The sequence below is a fragment of the uncultured Reyranella sp. genome (assembly GCF_945957355.1).
In the GTDB taxonomy this organism is placed as follows: domain Bacteria; phylum Pseudomonadota; class Alphaproteobacteria; order Reyranellales; family Reyranellaceae; genus Reyranella.
In genome coordinates this window covers 1-18197 of the sequence record NZ_CAMFKM010000023.1, presented here as the reverse complement: position 1 = coordinate 18197, position 18197 = coordinate 1, and the positions used below count along the sequence as shown (strand labels likewise).

Below are 18197 nucleotides of genomic sequence, written 5' to 3'. Positions count from 1 at the left end.
GCCTTCAGAGCTTCGGCTTGGGGAACACTGCCTTGGCCGAGGCGAACTCCTCGGGAGCGATCACCTCGATCTCGCCCTTGAGCGACTGCATGGTCGCCGGACGCCCGCCCTGGTTCTGGCCGTTGACGAACTTGGTCGGCCCATAGGGCATCAGCTCGGCCTTGAAGGTCGAGGCGGCCAGCGCCGCGATGAGCTTCTCCTTGTCAGCCGAACCCGCATGCTCCAGCGCATCCGCCAGCAGCATGACATTGCTGTAGGTGAGGTAGACCTCGAAGGTGAACAGGGCGCCAGTCGCCTCGACGCGCTTCTTGAGCGCCTGGGCCTGCGGGCTCTTCGGGTTGTACCAGTGGTTCACGTCCATCATGTACTGGGAGACGTCGGGCATCTCCTTGACGAACTTGTAGTTGAAGCCGCCGCCCAGGATTGAGAAGAAGCCCGCGACGTTCACCTTCTGCTGATAGAGCGTGCGCGCCAGCAGCATGTACTCGTTGCCGTAGTTCGACATCATGACGATGTCGGGGGCCAGCGAGCGGATGCGCAGCGCGATGTTATCGAAGTTGCGGGTCGGATTGTCGTGGGCGATCAGCTCCTTCGCTGCGATGCCGATCGAGGGCAGCTTGCTGGCCAGCAGCTTGGCCGTGCCGGTGCCGAACTCGCCGGACTCGTGGACGATCACGGCCGTCTTGGCGACGTTGTTGGCGGCCTTGTTGAGGGCGCCCAGAGAGGCGATGCCGTCGTCGACGCAGACGCCGAAGCCCGGCTTCAGGCGGAACACGTTCTTGAGCCCGCGGCTCATCAGCAGGTCGGAGGCGCCGACATCGACCAGAAAGGGTGTGCCATACTTGGCGGCGGCCTGGCTGGCGGCGATACCGACCGGGCTCTGGAAGCAGCCGATATAGGCGGCCACGCCCTGCTCGTTCATCTTCTCGACTTCGCTGACACCGACCTCGACCTTGGATTGGCTGTCGCCCAGCAGCGCCTCGAGCTTTGCGCCGCCCATCGACTTGATGCCGCCGGCCTTGTTCACGTCCTCGATGGCCATCGTGCCGCCGAGCCGGCTCTGCTGGCCGTTATAGGCCACGAAGCCGGTGACGGGATGGATCAGGCCGACCTTCACGGCGGCCGGCTGGGCGCCGGCCAATCCGGGTGCGCCGATCGTCAGTGCCGTGCCACCCGCGAGGAAGGTCCGGCGCGAAACCCCAGACGTCCGTTGCTTGGTCATGAGAGCCCTCCCGGCGGGTCAACGAGCGAAGATCGAGCGTATGTCGGCAACCTTGTCCAAAGCCAGAATCTTCTTGCGCATTTCGTCGGCGACCTCGTGAGGCAACATCCGTGCCGTCAGCGAGAAGTACTTTCCCGTAAGCTCGTCGCGCGAATAGGGATCCTGGTCGTCGCCGCGATTGGCTTCGACGGATGCCGAGAGCGTGCGGCCGTCGCGCAGGCGGACGTCGACCCTTGCCGGTCGGAACTGCGGAAGCTTCGCCGTCATCGCCTTGTCCTCGACCACGAAAACGCGCTTGGCGAGCGCCAAGACCCGCTCGTCGCGCAGGGCGTCCCAGGTGAAGTTCTCGACCCGGGACGAGCCGCGCACCAGCCGCGTGGCCACGGCGAAGGGCACGGAGAACTTGCCGGCCAGCGTATTGCGCGGCGCCTGGTCGTCGAGTTCGGCGGCATAGAGGTAGCTCGCGACGTCCACACGCTCGACTGCATCGGCGGCGACGGACTCCTTCGCGAGCAGATTGTCGAGCGCGTCGAGGGCGCCGTGATTGTAGCGGCAGCAGGAATGGAGCTTGAAATAGTTCTGGTCGATCTGCCAGTCGCGTCCCAGCCCGTCGGTCATGCGTGCCGTGTCGAAGCGCTCCGACACGACCTTGCCGAACACACTGGAAAGCCCGTCGCGCTCGCCGATGAAGCCAGTCTCGACGAGGTCGATCGCCATCAGCGCCATGCGGTTCGAGATGCCGGCATAGGCGTTTCGCACCGTGCCGCCCTCCAGCATCGTGCGCTTGGAGCTGGCGAGGGTCAGGGAGGAGGCGACGTTGATCGTCTCGCGGATCCGCGCCGCATCGTAGCCCAGCAACCTGGCGACCGCGGCGGCGGCCCCCACCGTGCCCCAGGTTCCATGCGGATGCATGTCGGGCCGCAGCGAGGCCGCGATGCCGATTCGCGCGCCGACCTCATAGCCCAGCACCAGCGCTTCCATGGCAGCCTTGCCGGAGAGGCCCTTGATCTCCGCCATGGCCCAGACGGCGGGCAGGGCGTGGATCGAGGGATGTCCCTTGGCGAAGCGGTTGCCTTCGTCCATTTCGAGGAAGGTGCCCGCGGTGCCGTTCAGGAACGCGGCGGCGGCCGACACGGCGGTCTTGCCGGTGCCCATCACGGAAGCCTCGCCAACCGGGCTGACTGTGAGCCTGGCCGTCAGCGCCTGCATCTCGGGCTCGGCCGCGCCGCCCACGATGGCGCCGATCGTGTCCAGGATGACGTAGGTCGTCTGTTCGACGGTGGCGGGCTTCAGCGTTTCGAGGCGGAAGTCGGCGATGAATTCCGCGAGCGTATCGAGCCAGAAGGCGGTCACGCGTCAGCCCATCAACGTTTCGCGATAGTGCTTGGCCACGTCGCCGGGTGTCGCCTGCCAGACATTGCCGAAGCGCTCGACCCGCCGCAGCGCCTCGTCGAGATACTTGATGCGATGGGCCATGCCCATCAGCCAGGGATGGATCGACAGGTTGAACACCTGGCCGCCCTCGTGATGCAGCAGCTCGAAAGCGTCGCCCACGATATCGGGATAGCGCGTGGTGTTGATGCGCCGCAGCCAGAGCTGCTGCACGTCGTCCCATTCCGGCTGGTTCGGCAGCGAGACGAACTTCCTTCCGTCGCCGACATGCATCGCATAGGGCTGGTCGTCGTTGGGCCAGTCCAGAACGTAGTCGAGGCCGGCATCGGCCAGAAGCTTCGGGGTGCGCTGGCTCTCGCCAAATTCCTGGCCGAGCCAGCCCTTGGGCGCCGCGCCGGTCGCCTGCTCGATCGCGGCGATCGAAGTCGCGATCTCCTGCTTCTCCTCGGCTTCGCTCATCTTCGAGCTGATCATGCGATTGGCCGAGACGCCATGGCCGATGATCTCGTAGTTCCGCTTGCGGAACTGCTCCATCAGGAAGGGATAGCGCTCCGCCGCCATTGCGTTGACGGCCACGCCGGCGCGGATCTGGTAGCGATCGAGCACGTCGAGGACGCGGAAGATACCGGTGCGATTGCCGTATTCGCGCTGCGTCCAGGTGCGGTAGTCCGGATGGTAGGTGCCGAACTCGCCGGTGAAGCGGCTGTCCTTCACGATGCCCTCGGGCGGCAGCAGCTCGTAGTATTCGAGATGCAGCACGACGTAGAAGGCGACGCGGGCGTTGCGCGGCCAGTTGAGCTTCGGCCGCTTCGGATAGGGCGCGTAGTCGTACCAGGGATTGTCCATCCCGGCGGGCAGCGGCGGCGGGTTCTTGGGAACGGTACTCATGTCACGCCTCCTTCCCGAGATGCTGCTGGTAGGGCTTCAGCCCGTTGGCGGTGTACCAGTCGAGGATCTCCTCGGCGGTGCAGACCCAGGCATCCTTGTGCTTGCGGATGTAGGACAATGCGCGGTCGAGATGCTTCAGGCGGTGCGGCGCGCCCATCATGTAGGGATGCAGCGCGAGGCACATGACCCGGCCGTTCTCGCCGCCCTCGCGATAGACCGTGTCGAAGTGGTCGGTGATCATCTGGGCGAATTCCTCCGCCTCGACCGGCTGGCGGTAGATCATCGCGTCGTTGAGATCCATGGAATAGGGGACGTGGATCAAGGGGCCGTGCTTGGTGGCGAGTGGCGTCGGCTGGTCGTCGTGATAAAAGTCGCAGAAATATTCGAGGCCGGCTTCCTTCACGAGGTCGGGCGTGTTCAGCGTGTTGGAGACGGCGGGCGAAAACCAGCCGCGCAGCTTGCGGCCGGTGAGCCTGAGATGCGTCGCCTTGCTGTGCTCGATGACCTCGCGCTCTTCCTGTTCCTCATAGCCCCAGTGATAGCGCGTGTTGAAGTAGCCGTGGCTCATATACTCCCAGCGGCGCGCTTCCATCGCCTCGAGGATTTCGGGATACATCTCGATCACCGACATGGAGAGCGAGACGGTGCAGCGGATGCTGTGCTTGTCCAGCACCTCGAACATGCGCCATAGGCCGACCCGGTTGCCGTAGTCGCGGCCGCCATAGCCCAGTACGTCGGGATGCGGCATGCGCGGCCACGGATTGCGCACGCGCACCTCGGCCGGGATGTATTCGTAGTGCTCGATGTTGGGGCAGACCCAGACTGCGACCCTGGCATTGTTGGGCCAGGAGAGCTTCGGCCGCTCGACGATGGGGGAATAGCCGAATCGATAGGGGTCCATCCGGGGACTTTCTTTCTTGGGTTGGCATGCCGAGTGCAACACGTGTTGCGTTGCACTTCAACGCCCAGCATCCTGTTCGCATGGCGGATAACGTTCGGTTCACCCTCAATGACAGGCAAGTGGAGATCGTCGGCGTTCCGCCGATGACGACCCTGCTCGATTGGCTGCGCGACCATCGCGGCCTGCGTGGCACCAAGGAAGGCTGCGCGGAAGGCGATTGCGGCGCCTGCACCGTGGTGCTGGAGCGCGAGGGCCGCCGTGACGCGGTCAATTCCTGCATCGTCCTGCTGGGGCAGCTCGACGGCCAGTCGGTGCGCACGGTCGAAGGGCTGCGCGGCGCCGACGGCGGACCGCATCCGGTCCAGGTCGCGATGGCCAACGCCGACGCCACGCAATGCGGCTTCTGCACGCCAGGCTTCGTCATGTCGGCCGTGGCCTACGCCAGCAGCGGTGGGACTGTGGATCCGAACGCGATCCACGAAGCGCTGGCCGGCAATCTCTGCCGCTGCACCGGCTACCGGCCGATCGTGGAGGCGATGACGCGGATTGCCGACCTGGCCGTCGAGCCACCGCCCGCGTCGCTTACCTCGCCGCGACCGACGTCGACCGTCTTCGAGGACGCCTTCTTCGCGCCGCGTAGTCTCGACGAACTGCTGGCCCTGCGTGCCGCCCATCCCGAGGCGCTGCTGCTGGCCGGTGGTACCGATCTCGGCCTGCTGGCGAGCCGCGAGCGCAAGCCGCCGAAGGCGGTGATCAACCTGGTGCACGTGCCGGAGCTGGCCGCGATCTCGTCGACGGCGGACAAGATCACGATCGGCGCGGCGGTCACCTACACGGCGGCGGCGCCGACCCTGATCGAGGCTTTCCCTGCCTTGCGCGCCTATCTCTCGCGGCTGGGGTCGCGGCAGATCCGCAACATGGGCACGATCGGCGGCAATATCGGCACGGCCTCGCCGATCGGCGACATGCCGCCGGTACTGCTGGCGCTGGAAGCAAGCCTGATGCTGGTCTCGAAGCGGGGCGTGCGCGAGATCCTGCTGGATGATTTCTTCCTCGACTATCGCAGGACCGCGCTGGCGCCGGACGAGATCATCCTGAGCCTCTCGATGCCGCGCCTGTGGGAGGGTGAGACCTTCCATTGCGACAAGGTGAGCAAGCGCCGCGACCAGGACATCTCGACCGTCGCCGGTGCCTATCGCGTGCGCATCCGCAACGGCAGGATCGAGGATGCGCGTCTGGCCTTCGGCGGCATGGCGGCGACGCCGTGCCGGGCTCCTGCGGCCGAGGCGGCCCTGCTGAAGGACGGATTTGCGGCCGCGATCGCCGCGGTGGAGAGCGACTTCAAGCCGCTCGACGACTGGCGCGGCTCCGCGGCCTATCGTCAGCAGGTCGCGGCCAACCTGCTACGGCGGCTGGAACTGCGCCTCGCCGAGCCGGGGCGCGTGCTGGAGGTCGAGGCGCTGTGAGCGGCAAGGTCCACGTCGCGCGCCGTCACGACAGCGCGCTGAAGCACGTCACGGGACAGGCGCTCTATATCGACGACATGCCCGAGCCGCCGGGTACGCTGCATGGTGCCCTGGTGCTGAGCACGGTCGCCTTCGGACGACTCGTGAAGACCGATTTCTCGACGGCATCGGCAATGCCGGGCGTGGTGGCGGTGCTGGGACCGGCAGACATTCCCGGCCGCAACGATATCGCGGCCATCGGCAAGAACGAGCCGCTGTTCGCCGTCGATCGGGTCGAGTTCGCGGGCCAGACCCTGGCGATGGTCGTTGCGGAGAGCCTCGATGCCGCGCGGGCCGCCGCCGGAAATGTGGTCGTCGAGATCGAGGCCGAGGAGCCGGTCCTCGACATCGCGACGGCGCTCGCCCGCGAATCCTACGTGCAGGCGCCGGCCACGATTCTGCGCGGCGACCCGGAGACGGCGCTGGCCGGCGCGCCGCATCGGCTCACCGCCGAATTCAGCGTCGGCGGGCAGGAGCATTTCTATCTCGAAGGCCAGATCGCCTTTGCCCTGCCCGGCGAGGACGGCGACATCACCGTCCATTCCTCGACCCAGCATCCGACCGAGGTCCAGCATGTCTGCGCCCGGGTGCTGGGCTGGGACTTCAATCGCGTCACGGCGGTGGTGCGTCGTCTGGGCGGTGGCTTCGGCGGCAAGGAGAGCAACGCCACCTGGGTCGCGGCCGCGGCGGCGGTCGCGGCCAACCATACCGGCCGGCCGGTGAAGCTGCGGCTGCCGCGCGAGGTCGACATGCTGACGACCGGCAAGCGCCATGGCTTCGACTATCGCTACACGGTGGGTTTCGACGGCGAGGGCCGCGTGCTGGCGCTCGACGCCGTGCTGGCGGCAGATGCCGGTTGGAGCCTCGACATGACTCCCGGGGTCGTGACGCGGGCGCTCACCCATACGGACAACGCCTACTGGATTCCGCACTTCCGCGCCGTCGGCTATGCCTGCCGCACCAACAAGCAGTCGAACACCGCCTTCCGCGGCTTCGGCGGACCGCAGGGCGTCGTGGTGATGGAAGATGCACTCGACCGGATCGCGCATCATCTCGGTCGCGATCCAATCGAGGTCCGCGCGCTCAACTTCTATGCCGAGGGCAGGGACGAAACGCCTTACGGCCAGACGGTCGACGAGAATCATCTGGAGCGCTGCTGGGCCGAAGTGAAGGCCGGTGGCGCACTCGAGCGGCGGCGTGCCGAGATCGACGCCTTCAATGCGGCCAATCCCGTGCTGAAGCGCGGGCTGGGACTCTTCCCGCTGAAGTTCGGCATCTCCTTCAACCTGCCGCACATGAACCAGGCCGGCGCGCTGGTGCATGTCTATACCGACGGCTCGATCCGCCTGAACCATGGCGGCACCGAGATGGGGCAGGGGCTGTTCATCAAGGTGGCCCAGGTGGTGGCCGAGGTGTTCCAGGTCGATGTCGACCGCATCCGCCCCTCCGCCACCTCGACCGCCGAGGTGCCCAACACCTCGCCGACCGCGGCTTCGACGGGCTCGGACCTCAACGGCTGGGCGGCCTGGGACGCTGCGAACACGATCCGCAGCCGCATGGTCGCGTTTGCTGCCGAGCATTTCGGTGTCGCCCATACCGATATAGAATTCGCCGATGGCACCGTGCGCATCGCCAGGCCCGGCAGCAACCAGGTGCTGACCTTCGGCGAACTGGCCCGGCTGTGCTGGCTCGGCCGCGTCTCGCTGTCCGCGACGGGTTACTACAAGACGCCGAAGATCCACTGGGATCCCGCCACGATGCACGGCCGGCCGTTCTTCTATTTCTCCTTCGGCGCCGCGATGGCCGAGGTCGCGATCGACACCTTGACCGGCGAGAGCCGCGTGCTGCGCGCCGACCTCGTCCAGGATTGCGGCGAATCGCTCAATCCCGCCATCGACCTCGGCCAGATCGAGGGCGCCTTCGTGCAGGGCCAGGGCTGGCTCACCTGCGAGGAGCTGTGGTGGGACGCCAGCGGCCGGCTGCGCACGGCGGGCCCGTCGACCTACAAGATCCCCGGCAGCCGCGACGTGCCCCCGGTGTTCAACGTCAGGCTGCTCGAGAACGCCCCCTCGCGCGAGGCGACGATCTTCCGCTCCAAGGCGGTGGGCGAGCCGCCGCTGATGCTGGCGACCGCGGTCTGGACGGCGCTCAAGGATGCGATCGGCGCGGTGGCTGACCGAAAGGTCGGCGTGCGGCTCGATGCGCCGGCTACGCCCGAGCGCGTGCTCGCGGCGGTCGGGCAGGTTCGCCGGGAGACCCGAACAGGCGCTCCATGAGCTGGACCAGCGTGCGGTCCATCTCGCGGCGCGCAGCCTTTTCGTCCTTGGCTTCGGCGACCCACAGGGCGGCTTCGTTGAAGGCGCCGGACAGGAGGAACGAGACCGGTTCGACGCCGAGGCCCGGATTGGGACGCGCCGTCAGCACCGCCGCGACTCCCTCGCGCAGAGAGCGCAGCCCGTGCGGCGCATCGATCTCGCGCCAGCGATGCCAGCCCAGCACGGCGGGCGCATCGATCAGGTAGATGCGGCGCACGGCGGGATCGAGGCAGGCATCGAGGAAGGCGCGGGTGCCCTCGATCAGCGCCTGCAGCGGATCGCCGACGGGCTCGGCCTTCTTGTCGATCGCCGCCGCGATCTCGCGCGCCACCTCCTCGACGATGGCCTCGAACACCGCGCGCTTGTCCTTGAAGTGATAATAGAGCGCGCCGCGTGTCACCTCGGCCCGCTGCACGATCTCCTCGGTTGCCGCGGCATCGTAGCCGGAGGCGGCGAAGATCAGCCGCGCCTCCCGCAGCAGCGTCGCGCGCGTGACGGCCAGCCGCTCGGCCTGGGTTCGGGGCCTTGACATACATACAGCCTGTATCTAAATCGCTTCACATACTGACTGTATGTAAATCGCAACGGAGGAGAGGGCAATGCAGCTCAGGGAGTTCTACACCGTGCTTTGCACCGACGACGTCGCCGGCACCGTCGCCTTCTGGGAGAAGCATTTCGGATTTCGCCGCGCCTTCGAGGCGGACTGGTACGTCCATCTGACCAGCGCGGAATCGGACAAGGCGAACCTCGCCATCCTCGACTATCGCCACGAGACGATTCCCGTGCCATTCCGCAAGAAGGCGACGGGCGTGCTGGTGAACGTCGAGGTCGACGATGTCGATGCGCTCTATGCGCAGGCGCAGACAGATGGATTGAAGATTCACCTGCCGCTGCGCGACGAGCCTTTCGGCCAGCGGCACTTCATCACCGAGGATCCCAACGGCATTGCCATCGACGTCATCAAGCCGATCCCGCCCAGCGCCGAGTTCGCCCAGCAATACGCGCCGGACTCGCTGCCCCGCTGATCGATGGATATGGTGTCGCCCGATTTCGCCGATTTCGGGAGGACAAGATGGACGTACGTATGGATGGCCGCGTGGCCGTGATCACCGGCGCGAGCACGGGCCTCGGCCTCGCCATGGCCAAGGAGTTCGCGGCGTCGGGCGCCTCGGTGGCGCTGCTGGCCCGCAAGCAGGATGCGCTGGCAGCGGCCAAGGCCGAGGTGCAGAAGGCGGCGGGCAAGGCCAACATCAAGATCGAGGCCTATTCCTGCGACGTGGCGAAGGCCGAGCCCATCGCCGACACGTTCAAGAAGATCGAGGCCGAGTTCGGCAAGGTCGACATCGTCGTGAACAATGCCGGCATCAGCCACGCCAAGTCGTTCGAGACCGTGACCGACGAGGACTGGCAGGGCGACCTCGACCTCAAGCTTTTCGCCGCCATCCGTCTCAGCCGTGCGGCGATCCCCGGCATGCGCGAGCGCAAGTGGGGCCGCATCGTCAACGTGCTGAACATCGGCGCGAAGGCGCCGACCGCCAACTCGACGCCGACCAGCGTCAGCCGCGCGGCGGGCCTCGCGCTCACCAAGGCGATGAGCCAGGAGCTCGCCAAGGACAACATCCTCGTCAATGCGATGCTGGTGGGTCTCATCGAGAGCGACCAGTGGGCGCGCCGTCACAAGGGACCGGCCGGCGAGGGCAAGACCTATGAGGAGTTCCTGGCCGGCATGGCCAAGGGCCGCATCCCGCTCGGCCGCATGGGCAAGGCCGAGGAATTCGCCCGCATGGCCTGCTTCCTCTGCTCCGATGCCGGCTCCTTCATCACCGGTGTCGCCATCAACGTCGACGGCGGCGCAAGCCCGGTGGTGTGAGGCCAACCTCATCTCCTCCCCCGTCTTACGGGGGAGGATTTGATTTCGCCCTAACGCCGGTTTCCCGGCGACGTCACGTTCCACTGGCGGCGCAACTCGTCGAGGTCGTGCTCGACCCAGTCCCAGACATTCCATTTCGGGTCGAAGAGGTCGGTCGTCATCTCGGCGCCGCGGGCCCAGGCGTGCCAGAACTCGTCCGGATCTAGGCCGCCCTTGCCGGCGTGGCCGACATCGTTCAGCTGCTCGCCGAAATGGAAGAAGAAGATCACCGGGAGGATGTGGCCACTCATCGGGTTGATCGGATGCATGCCGGCCGTGAAGGTCGAGACGAGCAACTCGCCACGCGCGCTGGTGTCGTAGCCTGAGATCACATGCGTCGAATCGTGTGCCGTGCCGAAGGCCGCATTGAGCGCCGCCGGATCGCCGGGGAAGGGGTAGCCGTTGGTCTTGTCGAAATCCCACAGGGCCTTGCCGAAACTGTTCTGCGGCAGACTGCCCAACGCCTCGTAGCGCGCGACCAGCGCGGGGTCAGCATTGGCGCCGGCATAGGGACGGATCCAGGTATTCGGGTCGAGGCCTGCGGAGGAACGGCTGAGCACGCTGTCGAAATTCTTGCGCCACATGTCGGCGGTGGCCCAGGCGAGATGACCCGAGGCCGCCTCGACGAGGTCGGTCAGGTAGTCGGCCTCGATGTCGAGCGCGCGGGAGTATTCCAGCACGCGCTTCAGTTTGCCGTGATCGAGCGTGCCGTCAACCATCGCCATGATGGCGAGATACTTTACTGCCTCTTCTGCTAGCTCGCGGTCCTTCAGGGTCGCGACGAGGTCGGTCGGCTCGACCGCGGGAAGCGTGCCGGGATCGGTGAGGTCGCGGCGGCGCAGCAGATAGTGCCCCGCCGCCAGGATGCTCGCCGTGTCGGCGTAGGAGAGCGCATGACCCCCGGCCAGCGCCACCTGGCGCATGGCCCCCAGGATGGCCTCGCTCTCGCGGTGGCCGACGGTGCGCACGTGGTTTCGCCCTTGGGCTAGCGCAGCGGCTCGAGGATGCTCACATAGTTGGCGACGGCGGCACCGCCCATGTTGAACACGCCGCCCAGCTTCGCCTTGGGCAGTTGCAGGCCTTCCGGCGCGGTGCCCGAAAGTTGCATGGCCGACATCACGTGCATGCTGACGCCGGTGGCGCCGACCGGATGGCCCTTGGCCTTGAGGCCGCCTGAGACGTTGACCGGCAGCTTGCCGTCGCGCTCGACCCAGCCTTCATGAATGGCGCGTTCGCCTTCGCCCGGCGCGGTGAGACCCATCGCCTCGTATTCGATCAGCTCGGCCGAGGTGAAGCAGTCGTGGCTCTCGACGAAAGAGAGGTCGAGCAGGTCGAGATGCGCGGACTTCAGCGCCCGCTGCCAGGCGAACTGCGGCCCCTCGAACTTGATGATGTCGCGCCGGCTCATCGGCAGGAAGTCGTTGACGTGCTCGGCGGCCCGGAAGGCGATCGCCTGCTTCATGCCCAGCGCCGTGCCGACGTCGGTCAGGATCACCGCCGCCGCGCCGTCGGTGACGGGCGAGCAGTCGGTGCGCTTCAGCGGGCCGGCGACGAACGGGTTCTTGTCCGACGGCGTGCGGCAGAAATCGTAGGCGAATTCCTTCTGGAAGTGCGCGAACGGGTTCTTCGCACCGTTCCTGTGCGCCTTGACCGCGATCTTGGCGAGCGCGTCGGACTTGTCGCCGTAGCGCTGGAAGTAGGCCGAGGTGATCTTGCCGAAAATGCCGGCGAAGCCCGCCTCGATGGTGGCTTCCTCGGCGACGTAGGAAGCCTTGATCAGCACCTCGCCCGCCTGAGCGGAATTGAGCTCGGTCATCTTCTCGACACCAACCACCAGCACGAAGCGCGCCTTGCCGGCGGCCAGGGTGTTCAGGCCCATGTGGATCGCGGCCGAGCCGGTGGCGCAGGCATTTTCGACACGGGTCGAGGGCTTGAAGCGCAGGTCGGGGTGGGCCTGCAGCGGCAGCGAGGAATGGAACTCCTGGCGCACGAAGCCGCCGTTCATGTTGCCGACGTAGATCACGTCGACGTCCCTGGGCTCGATGCCGGCGTGGGCGATGGCCTCGGAGGCCGCCTTGACGATCAGAGATTCGCTGGTCTCGCCATCGAGCTTGCCGAATTTGCCGTGGGACCAACCGACGATACAGGCGGTCATGGGATCTCTCCTTGGTTCGTGGCGGGGACCCTAGACGCGACCGCGCGACGGGTCGAGAGGCGCCATTGTGTGCATATACACATATACCGCTCGCCGAACGGTGCAAGGGCCTCCGGGCGGCCCATCCCACGCCCAATTTTCGCCGCGCGCCGGGTGTTGACTGGCACCTTCAAAGGAGCCTCACTGGCACATGGCCGACGCCCTTCCGCCTCCCGTACGACAGGTCCAAGAGCAGCCTTCCCCCCGCTGGCCCTGGATTCTGGGCGGCCTCGTGGGCGGCTTCTTCCTGCTCGCCGCCGGCCTCGGCCTGGGCTGGTACCTGTTCTACCGTCCGATCGTGAACGTCGCCGTGCAGTTGCCGGCGCCCCCGGCGCCCCCCGCGCCGGCCGGTCCCGACGCCGCGCAGGTGAAGGCGCTGGAAGAGCAGATCGAGAAGCAGAAGCTCGCGAACAAGCAGATCGAGGATCAGATCGCCACCTTGAAGGAGCGTCTGCGCGCCGACGTCTGCACCGCGAAGGATCCCGCCGGCAAGACCCCGCCGGCTTCGACGCCCGCGCCGGCCGGACAAAAGACCTGATCGCCAGCCGGTTTTCGAAGACCTGAACGCAACAAAAGAATCGTTGCTCTGTACATGAGCTAGCTTCACTCTGGCCTGACGGTTCAATAGGTCGGGCGGGGGAGCGTGACTCTGGCTGTAACTCGATGGCGGGGAGCGGCCTTGACGGCCGGCGTAGCCTTTTTCGTGGGCGCCTGCGACCTCAAGCGGGCCGCCGTGATCGATCCCAAAGGGCCGATCGCGCTCGCTGAGCGGAATCTCCTGTTCGACGCCTTCTGCGTGATGATGCTCGTCATCGTGCCGGTCATCGTCCTCACTCTGCTGTTCGCCTACCGGTATCGCGCCTCCAACACGAAGGCCGTATACACCCCGACCTGGGCCAACTCCGTCAGGCTCGACGCGCTCACCTGGCTGATCCCGGCCCTCATCGTCATGGCTGTCGCCGTGCTCCTGTGGCGCAGTACCCACCGGCTCGATCCCTACAGGCCGCTTGAGTCCAAGGAAGCACCGCTCGACGTCCAGGTCGTGGCCCAGGACTGGAAGTGGCTGTTCATCTATCCGGAGCAGGGGATTGCCGTGGTGAACCAGCTCGCCTTCCCGGCGGGCCGGCCGGTCAGCCTGCGCATCACCTCCGACACGGTAATGAACTCCTTCTACGTGCCGCAGCTCGCCGGGCAGATCTACGCCATGGCCGGCATGCAGACGCGGCTGCAGATGCTGGCCGACCAGCCCGGCACTTTCGTCGGCCGCAACAGCCAGTACAGCGGCGGTGGCTATTCGCAGCAGCATTTCGAGGTCCAGGCGATGAGCCAGGCCGACTTCGACGCCTGGGTGGCCCGCGCCAAGCAGGGTGGCGCGGTGCTGGACGCGACGACCTATCCGGCGCTGGCGGCGAAGAGCCGCGCCAACCCCATCACCTACTATTCGACCGTCGAGCCCAGGCTGTTCGACTCGATCATCGATAAGTACAGGCACAGCGGCCACGCGCACTCCGCGCCGGTCCGGAGATAGCGGATGTTCGGCAAACTGACGATCGACGCGCTGCCGTTCTACAGCCCCATCGCCGCGGGCGGTGCTGCCGTCACCGTGGGCGGCGCGCTGCTGGTGGCCGTCGTGCTGACCTACCTGAAGGCGTGGAAGTATCTGTGGACCGACTGGCTGACCAGCGTCGACCACAAGCGCATCGGCATCATGTACGTGGTGCTGGCGCTGATCATGCTGCTGCGCGGCTTCGTCGACGCCCTGATGATGCGCGCCCAGCAGGCGATGGCGCTGAACGCCGGCGGCTACCTGCCGCCCGAGCATTTCGACCAGATCTTCAGCTCGCACGGCACCATCATGATCTTCTTCATGGCGATGCCGTTCATGACCGGATTGATGAACGTCATCGTGCCGCTGCAGATCGGCACGCGCGACGTGGCCTTCCCATGGCTGAACGCCGTCAGCCTCTGGCTGAGCGCGGCGGGCGCGGCGCTGGTCATGGTCTCGCTGGTCATCGGCAAGTTCTCGACCGCGGGCTGGACCGGTTATCCGCCCTATTCGGGCGTCGAGTATAATCCCGGCGTCGGCGTCGACTACTGGATCTGGGCCATCCTGATATCGGGCGTCGGTTCGACCATGTCGGGCATCAACTTCATCGTGACGATCCTGAAGCGCCGTGCGCCGGGCATGACCCTGATGCGCATGACGCCCTTCGTCTGGACCGCGCTCGTCGCCTCGGTCCTGATGGCCTTCGCCTTCCCGGCCATCACCGTGGCCTGCGGCCTGCTCGCCCTCGACCGCCTCGCCGGCATGCACTTCTTCACGAATGCGCATGGCGGCAACATGATGAACTACGTCAACCTGTTCTGGATCTGGGGCCATCCGGAGGTCTACATCCTGATCCTGCCGGCCTTCGGCATCTTCTCCGAAGTCGTGTCGACCTTCTCGCGCAAGCGCCTGTTCGGCTACGAATCGCTGGTCTATGCGACGGCGGCGATCGGCATCCTGTCGTTCACCGTCTGGCTGCACCATTTCTTCACCATGGGCTCGAGCGCCAACGTCAACGCCTTCTTCGGCGTCATGACCATGATCATCGCCGTGCCCACGGGCGTGAAGGTGTTCAACTGGCTGCTGACCATGTATCGCGGCCGCATCGAGTTCCATCCGTCGATGATGTGGAGCATCGGCTTCATCGTGACCTTCGTCATCGGCGGCATGACCGGCGTGCTGCTGGCCATCCCGCCGGCCGACTTCCTGATGCACAACACGACCTTCCTGGTCGCGCACTTCCACAACATGATCATCCCGGGCGTGCTGTTCGGCTATCTCGCCGGCTACATGTACTGGTTCCCCAAGGCCTTCGGCTTCGCCTTCCATCGCGGCTGGGGCCTCGGCGCCTTCTGGTGCTGGATCATCGGCTTCTATCTCGCCTTCATGCCGCTCTACCTGCTCGGCCTGAAAGGCATGCCGCGTCGCATGGAGACCTACAACGACCCGACCTGGCAGCCCTACCTGCTGGTCGCGGCGTCGGGTGCCGTGGTCGTCCTTTGCGGCATCGGCTGCATGGTGATGCAGCTCTATGTCTCGATACGCGACCGCGCCAAGACGCGCGACCTTACGGGCGACCCGTTCGACGGCCGCACCCTGGAATGGTCCACCTCGTCGCCGCCGCCGCCATACAATTTCGCGGTAATTCCGACGGTGTCGGACCGCGAGGCCTTCCTCGAGATGAAGGAGAAGGGCACCGCCTATCGGCGGCCGGCCGCCTATGAACCGATCCGCGTTCCCTCCAACACGCCGATCGGCGTGATCCTGGGCGCCTTTGGCTTCGTCCTGGGGTTTGCCATGGTCTGGCACATCTGGTGGCTGGTGCTCGCCTCCGGCCTCGTCATGTTCGCCGCCGTGATCGTGCGCTCCTCCAATGACGACCAGGAATTCACCATGTCCGCGTCCGAGGTGAAACGCATCGAGGACCAGCGCTACCGTCAGCTCGGGAGCCGCTCATGAGCGTGGCCCATATGAGCGAGCACGAGCGCGAGGAGATCGAGACCCACGAGCAGCGGGCGCTGGGCTTCTGGCTGTATCTCATGGGCGACGCGGTGATCTTCGCCCTGCTGTTCGCCACCTACGCCATCATGATCCCCGGCACCGCCGGCGGTCCCACGGGCAAGCAGCTCTTCGACCTGAACAATGCCGCCCTCGAGACGGTGCTGTTGCTGGTCTCCAGCATGACCTTCGGCTTCGCCAGCCTTCAGGTGAAGGCCGGCAATCGCGGTGCCGTGCTGGCCTGGCTCGCCATCACCTTCCTGCTGGGTACGGGCTTCGTGTTCCTCGAGGTCCGCGAGTTCGCCGGCATGATCGCCAAGGGCGCCGGTCCGGACCGCAGCGGCTTCCTCTCGGCCTTCTTCACCCTGGTTGGCACGCACGGTGTCCATGTCACGATGGGCCTGATCTGGATCGTGGTCCTGGGCGCCCAGGTCGCGTTCAAGGGGCTCACGATGCCGGTCGCCTCGCGGCTGAACCGGCTCGGCCTCTTCTGGCACTTCCTCGACATTGCCTGGATCGGCATCTTCTCCATCGTCTATCTGCCGGGACTGCTGTGATGGAACATCCTGAAACCGGGCATGGCCTTCGGTCCTACGTGATAGGCTTCGTGCTGGCCGTCATCCTGAGCGCCGTTCCCTTCTGGCTGGTCTACACGCACGCGCTGCCGCCACAGCGCACGCTTCTGGTGATCGGCATTGCCGCCGTGTTGCAGGTGCTGGTCCATCTGCGCTTCTTCCTGCACATCAACTTCACCACCACGCCGCGCGAGAATGTGCTCGCACTGGTCTTCACTGGCATCCTGCTGTTCATCATGGTGGGCGGCAGCTTCTGGATCATGTTCGACCTGCACAGCCGCATGCTGCTTTAATCGACGGCGTTCTCGATGGCACAAGTCAAGTCGAAGATGACACCGCTCGCGCGGTGGGAATGGGCGGTCGGCCTGTCTCCCGTCGTAGCGACGATTCTCGCCTACCTCGCCCTCACCAACCTGTCGCTGGAAACGCCGGCGCTCGGTTTGACCGCAGGCGCCCTCGACGGTCTCTGCGCCGCCGGCATGCCGGCCTTCTGGTGTCGTATTCCCAGGCCGGTGACCTTGCTGGCGGCGGTGCAGTTCCTGAGCTTCCTGTGGTTCCTCGTGGCCTCGGCCTACATGTTCTGGCGGGTGCGGTTCGGGCCCTACCAGAAGCCGCCGGCCTACATTCCCGGCTCGGCATCGCTCTTCGAGATGGCGAGCTGGGGCGGCATCTGGCTGTTCATGCTGATAGGCGGCCAGATCTTCCCCTATCGCGGTCAGCCGCTGGCCGAACCCAGCCTGCTCTTCGCGATGCTGGGCCTCAGCCTCGCCATCCTGTCGCTGCGCATGCTGGCGGTCAGCCTGCGGTTCCGGCACTAGCTTCTTCAACCGGATAGAACGCCACCACCAACCTCATGCCGAGGAGGCTGCGAAGCAGCCGTCTCGAAGCATGAGCCGCACACACCGCGTCTGTTGCCCATCCTTCGAGACACCGCGCTTCGCGCGGTTCCTCAGGATGAGGTGGTGGTGTGGGAGTTGGAGGTGAAAGAGATCAGAACGCCTTTGCGATGCCGAGGATGACGCGGCTGGCGCAGTTCTGGGTTCCGAGGCAGTCCTGGACGCTGAGGTTGGTGCCTGTGTAGACGGCGGAGAGGTCGAAGCCATAGACGGAGACGACGAGGCCGAGCTGCCAGTCCCAGTAGTTGTCGTTCGGAATGCCGTAGTTGATGTTGCGCTCGACGTACTGGTTGCCGATCGTGCCGAAGGCCTTGAACGCGACGTTTTCGTTCACGTAGAGGAACGGCATGGGGACAGTGACCGAGGCCCACTTGTACCAGGCGTTGCCGGAGTTGGCGAAGAAGTTGGGGCTGTAGCGGACGGCGGCGCTGACCTGTGCGACGCCGAAATCGTATCCGGCGACGAGGCCGAACTCGCTGAAGTCGTAGAACAGGTTCGACGGGGCGCTGAGGTAGTTGTAGCGGATGTAGCCCAGGTCGAAGGTGAGCTTGTCGTCCATGAGCTTGAGCTTGAGGCCGGTGAGGAGGTCGATCTCGGCGGTCGTGCCGGTGCCGGGGAAGTTCACGTTGGAGCCCCAGGCGCCGACATAGGCGCTGAGGGGGATCTTCTCGCTGACGGTTGGGGTTTCGTAGCCGAGGGCGGCCTGGACGGCGATCTGGCGCTGGGTCTGCGAGATGCCGCGATAGGAATAGTCGTTGAGGACGGCGAAGCCGGCCGTGAAGTTGCCGCCGAACGGAGCCTTCCAGGTCTCCTTCTCGGGCGCCGCCGGCGTGGTCGCCGCATCGGGCGTGCCCTG

18 protein-coding genes are annotated in these 18197 nt (G+C 66.0%); 10 read left to right on the top strand and 8 right to left on the bottom strand.

Features of this window, described 5'->3' with window-relative positions; all coding sequences use genetic code 11:
* Positions 1 to 4 precede the first annotated feature (4 nt).
* Genes Q0Q48_RS25325 through Q0Q48_RS25310 form a run of 4 tightly spaced genes read right to left on the bottom strand, consistent with a single transcriptional unit; the run spans position 5 to position 4403 of the window.
* On the bottom strand, positions 5 to 1222 hold the full coding sequence (locus tag Q0Q48_RS25325) for an ABC transporter substrate-binding protein (RefSeq protein WP_295144420.1): 1218 nt from the start codon (positions 1220 to 1222) through the stop codon (positions 5 to 7).
* An 18-nt stretch (positions 1223 to 1240) separates the two neighbouring features.
* Positions 1241 to 2575, bottom strand: coding sequence for an MmgE/PrpD family protein (locus tag Q0Q48_RS25320; protein ID WP_295144417.1), 1335 nt, complete (start codon positions 2573 to 2575; stop codon positions 1241 to 1243).
* A gap of 3 nt (positions 2576 to 2578) precedes the next feature.
* Positions 2579 to 3502, bottom strand: coding sequence for a polysaccharide deacetylase family protein (locus tag Q0Q48_RS25315; protein ID WP_295144413.1), 924 nt, complete (start codon positions 3500 to 3502; stop codon positions 2579 to 2581).
* Position 3503: 1 nt separating this feature from the next.
* Positions 3504 to 4403, bottom strand: a complete 900-nt coding sequence (locus Q0Q48_RS25310; protein WP_295144410.1) for a polysaccharide deacetylase family protein — start codon at positions 4401 to 4403, stop codon at positions 3504 to 3506.
* Positions 4404 to 4483: 80 nt separating this feature from the next.
* Between Q0Q48_RS25310 and xdhA the strand changes: the two genes are divergently transcribed.
* Together xdhA and xdhB are read left to right on the top strand one after the other, a co-directional pair.
* Positions 4484 to 5869, top strand: a complete 1386-nt coding sequence (gene xdhA / locus Q0Q48_RS25305; RefSeq protein WP_295144408.1) for a xanthine dehydrogenase small subunit — start codon at positions 4484 to 4486, stop codon at positions 5867 to 5869.
* A complete protein-coding gene (gene xdhB / locus Q0Q48_RS25300) occupies positions 5866 to 8184 on the top strand; it encodes a xanthine dehydrogenase molybdopterin binding subunit (RefSeq protein WP_295144405.1) in 2319 nt (772 codons plus the stop codon). Before xdhA ends, xdhB begins: the two co-directional genes overlap by 4 nt.
* On the opposite strand, the gene Q0Q48_RS25295 is transcribed toward xdhB, so the two are convergent.
* The gene (locus Q0Q48_RS25295) at positions 8117 to 8755 is read right to left on the bottom strand and encodes a TetR/AcrR family transcriptional regulator (RefSeq protein ID WP_295144402.1); all 639 of its coding nucleotides are present in this window, start codon (positions 8753 to 8755) and stop codon (positions 8117 to 8119) included. The two genes, xdhB and Q0Q48_RS25295, sit on opposite strands and share 68 nt — an antisense overlap.
* Positions 8756 to 8822: 67 nt before the next feature.
* Here Q0Q48_RS25295 and Q0Q48_RS25290 point away from each other — a divergent pair, with 67 nt between their 5' ends.
* Positions 8823 to 9248, top strand: coding sequence for a VOC family protein (locus tag Q0Q48_RS25290; RefSeq protein WP_295144399.1), 426 nt, complete (start codon positions 8823 to 8825; stop codon positions 9246 to 9248).
* Between the two features lie 47 nt (positions 9249 to 9295).
* A complete protein-coding gene (locus Q0Q48_RS25285) occupies positions 9296 to 10093 on the top strand; it encodes an SDR family oxidoreductase (RefSeq protein ID WP_295144396.1) in 798 nt (265 codons plus the stop codon).
* Positions 10094 to 10143: 50 nt separating this feature from the next.
* Here Q0Q48_RS25285 and Q0Q48_RS25280 read toward each other — a convergent pair whose 3' ends face one another.
* Together Q0Q48_RS25280 and Q0Q48_RS25275 are read right to left on the bottom strand one after the other, a co-directional pair.
* The gene (locus tag Q0Q48_RS25280; RefSeq protein WP_295144393.1) at positions 10144 to 11100 is read right to left on the bottom strand and encodes a hypothetical protein; all 957 of its coding nucleotides are present in this window, start codon (positions 11098 to 11100) and stop codon (positions 10144 to 10146) included.
* 17 nt (positions 11101 to 11117) lie between these two features.
* A complete protein-coding gene (locus tag Q0Q48_RS25275) occupies positions 11118 to 12287 on the bottom strand; it encodes an acetyl-CoA acetyltransferase (protein WP_295144390.1) in 1170 nt (389 codons plus the stop codon).
* Positions 12288 to 12477: 190 nt separating this feature from the next.
* Between Q0Q48_RS25275 and Q0Q48_RS25270 the strand changes: the two genes are divergently transcribed.
* The 6 genes from Q0Q48_RS25270 (at position 12478) to Q0Q48_RS25245 (ending at position 17263) form a co-directional block, all read left to right on the top strand.
* A complete protein-coding gene (locus Q0Q48_RS25270; RefSeq protein WP_295144387.1) occupies positions 12478 to 12864 on the top strand; it encodes a hypothetical protein in 387 nt (128 codons plus the stop codon).
* Positions 12865 to 13005: 141 nt separating this feature from the next.
* Positions 13006 to 13854, top strand: coding sequence for a ubiquinol oxidase subunit II (cyoA, locus tag Q0Q48_RS25265; RefSeq protein WP_295144384.1), 849 nt, complete (start codon positions 13006 to 13008; stop codon positions 13852 to 13854).
* Between the two features lie 3 nt (positions 13855 to 13857).
* The gene (cyoB, locus tag Q0Q48_RS25260; RefSeq protein WP_295144381.1) at positions 13858 to 15831 is read left to right on the top strand and encodes a cytochrome o ubiquinol oxidase subunit I; all 1974 of its coding nucleotides are present in this window, start codon (positions 13858 to 13860) and stop codon (positions 15829 to 15831) included.
* A complete protein-coding gene (gene cyoC, locus Q0Q48_RS25255; protein ID WP_295144378.1) occupies positions 15828 to 16427 on the top strand; it encodes a cytochrome o ubiquinol oxidase subunit III in 600 nt (199 codons plus the stop codon). Before cyoB ends, cyoC begins: the two co-directional genes overlap by 4 nt.
* Positions 16427 to 16738, top strand: coding sequence for a cytochrome o ubiquinol oxidase subunit IV (cyoD, locus tag Q0Q48_RS25250; RefSeq protein WP_295144376.1), 312 nt, complete (start codon positions 16427 to 16429; stop codon positions 16736 to 16738). Before cyoC ends, cyoD begins: the two co-directional genes overlap by 1 nt.
* A 15-nt stretch (positions 16739 to 16753) precedes the next feature.
* Complete coding sequence (locus tag Q0Q48_RS25245) at positions 16754 to 17263, top strand: hypothetical protein (protein WP_295144372.1); 510 nt, start codon at positions 16754 to 16756, stop codon at positions 17261 to 17263.
* A 172-nt stretch (positions 17264 to 17435) separates the two neighbouring features.
* Here Q0Q48_RS25245 and Q0Q48_RS25240 read toward each other — a convergent pair.
* A partial coding sequence (locus tag Q0Q48_RS25240) for a TorF family putative porin (protein ID WP_295144370.1) occupies positions 17436 to 18197 on the bottom strand: 762 nt, incomplete at its 5' end.

Bases quoted from the DNA above. Each gene is read 5' to 3' on its own strand.
- Q0Q48_RS25325 (WP_295144420.1), bottom strand. From the start codon at position 1,222: ATGACCAAGCAACGGACGTCTGGGGTTTCGCGCCGGACCTTCCTCGCG.
- Q0Q48_RS25315 (WP_295144413.1), bottom strand. From the start codon at position 3,502: ATGAGTACCGTTCCCAAGAACCCGCCGCCGCTGCCCGCCGGGATGGAC.
- Q0Q48_RS25310 (WP_295144410.1), bottom strand. From the start codon at position 4,403: ATGGACCCCTATCGATTCGGCTATTCCCCCATCGTCGAGCGGCCGAAG.
- xdhA (WP_295144408.1), top strand. From the start codon at position 4,484: ATGGCGGATAACGTTCGGTTCACCCTCAATGACAGGCAAGTGGAGATC.
- Q0Q48_RS25295 (WP_295144402.1), bottom strand. From the start codon at position 8,755: ATGTCAAGGCCCCGAACCCAGGCCGAGCGGCTGGCCGTCACGCGCGCG.
- Q0Q48_RS25290 (WP_295144399.1), top strand. From the start codon at position 8,823: ATGCAGCTCAGGGAGTTCTACACCGTGCTTTGCACCGACGACGTCGCC.
- Q0Q48_RS25285 (WP_295144396.1), top strand. From the start codon at position 9,296: ATGGACGTACGTATGGATGGCCGCGTGGCCGTGATCACCGGCGCGAGC.
- Q0Q48_RS25275 (WP_295144390.1), bottom strand. From the start codon at position 12,287: ATGACCGCCTGTATCGTCGGTTGGTCCCACGGCAAATTCGGCAAGCTC.
- Q0Q48_RS25270 (WP_295144387.1), top strand. From the start codon at position 12,478: ATGGCCGACGCCCTTCCGCCTCCCGTACGACAGGTCCAAGAGCAGCCT.
- cyoB (WP_295144381.1), top strand. From the start codon at position 13,858: ATGTTCGGCAAACTGACGATCGACGCGCTGCCGTTCTACAGCCCCATC.
- cyoC (WP_295144378.1), top strand. From the start codon at position 15,828: ATGAGCGTGGCCCATATGAGCGAGCACGAGCGCGAGGAGATCGAGACC.
- cyoD (WP_295144376.1), top strand. From the start codon at position 16,427: ATGGAACATCCTGAAACCGGGCATGGCCTTCGGTCCTACGTGATAGGC.
- Q0Q48_RS25245 (WP_295144372.1), top strand. From the start codon at position 16,754: ATGGCACAAGTCAAGTCGAAGATGACACCGCTCGCGCGGTGGGAATGG.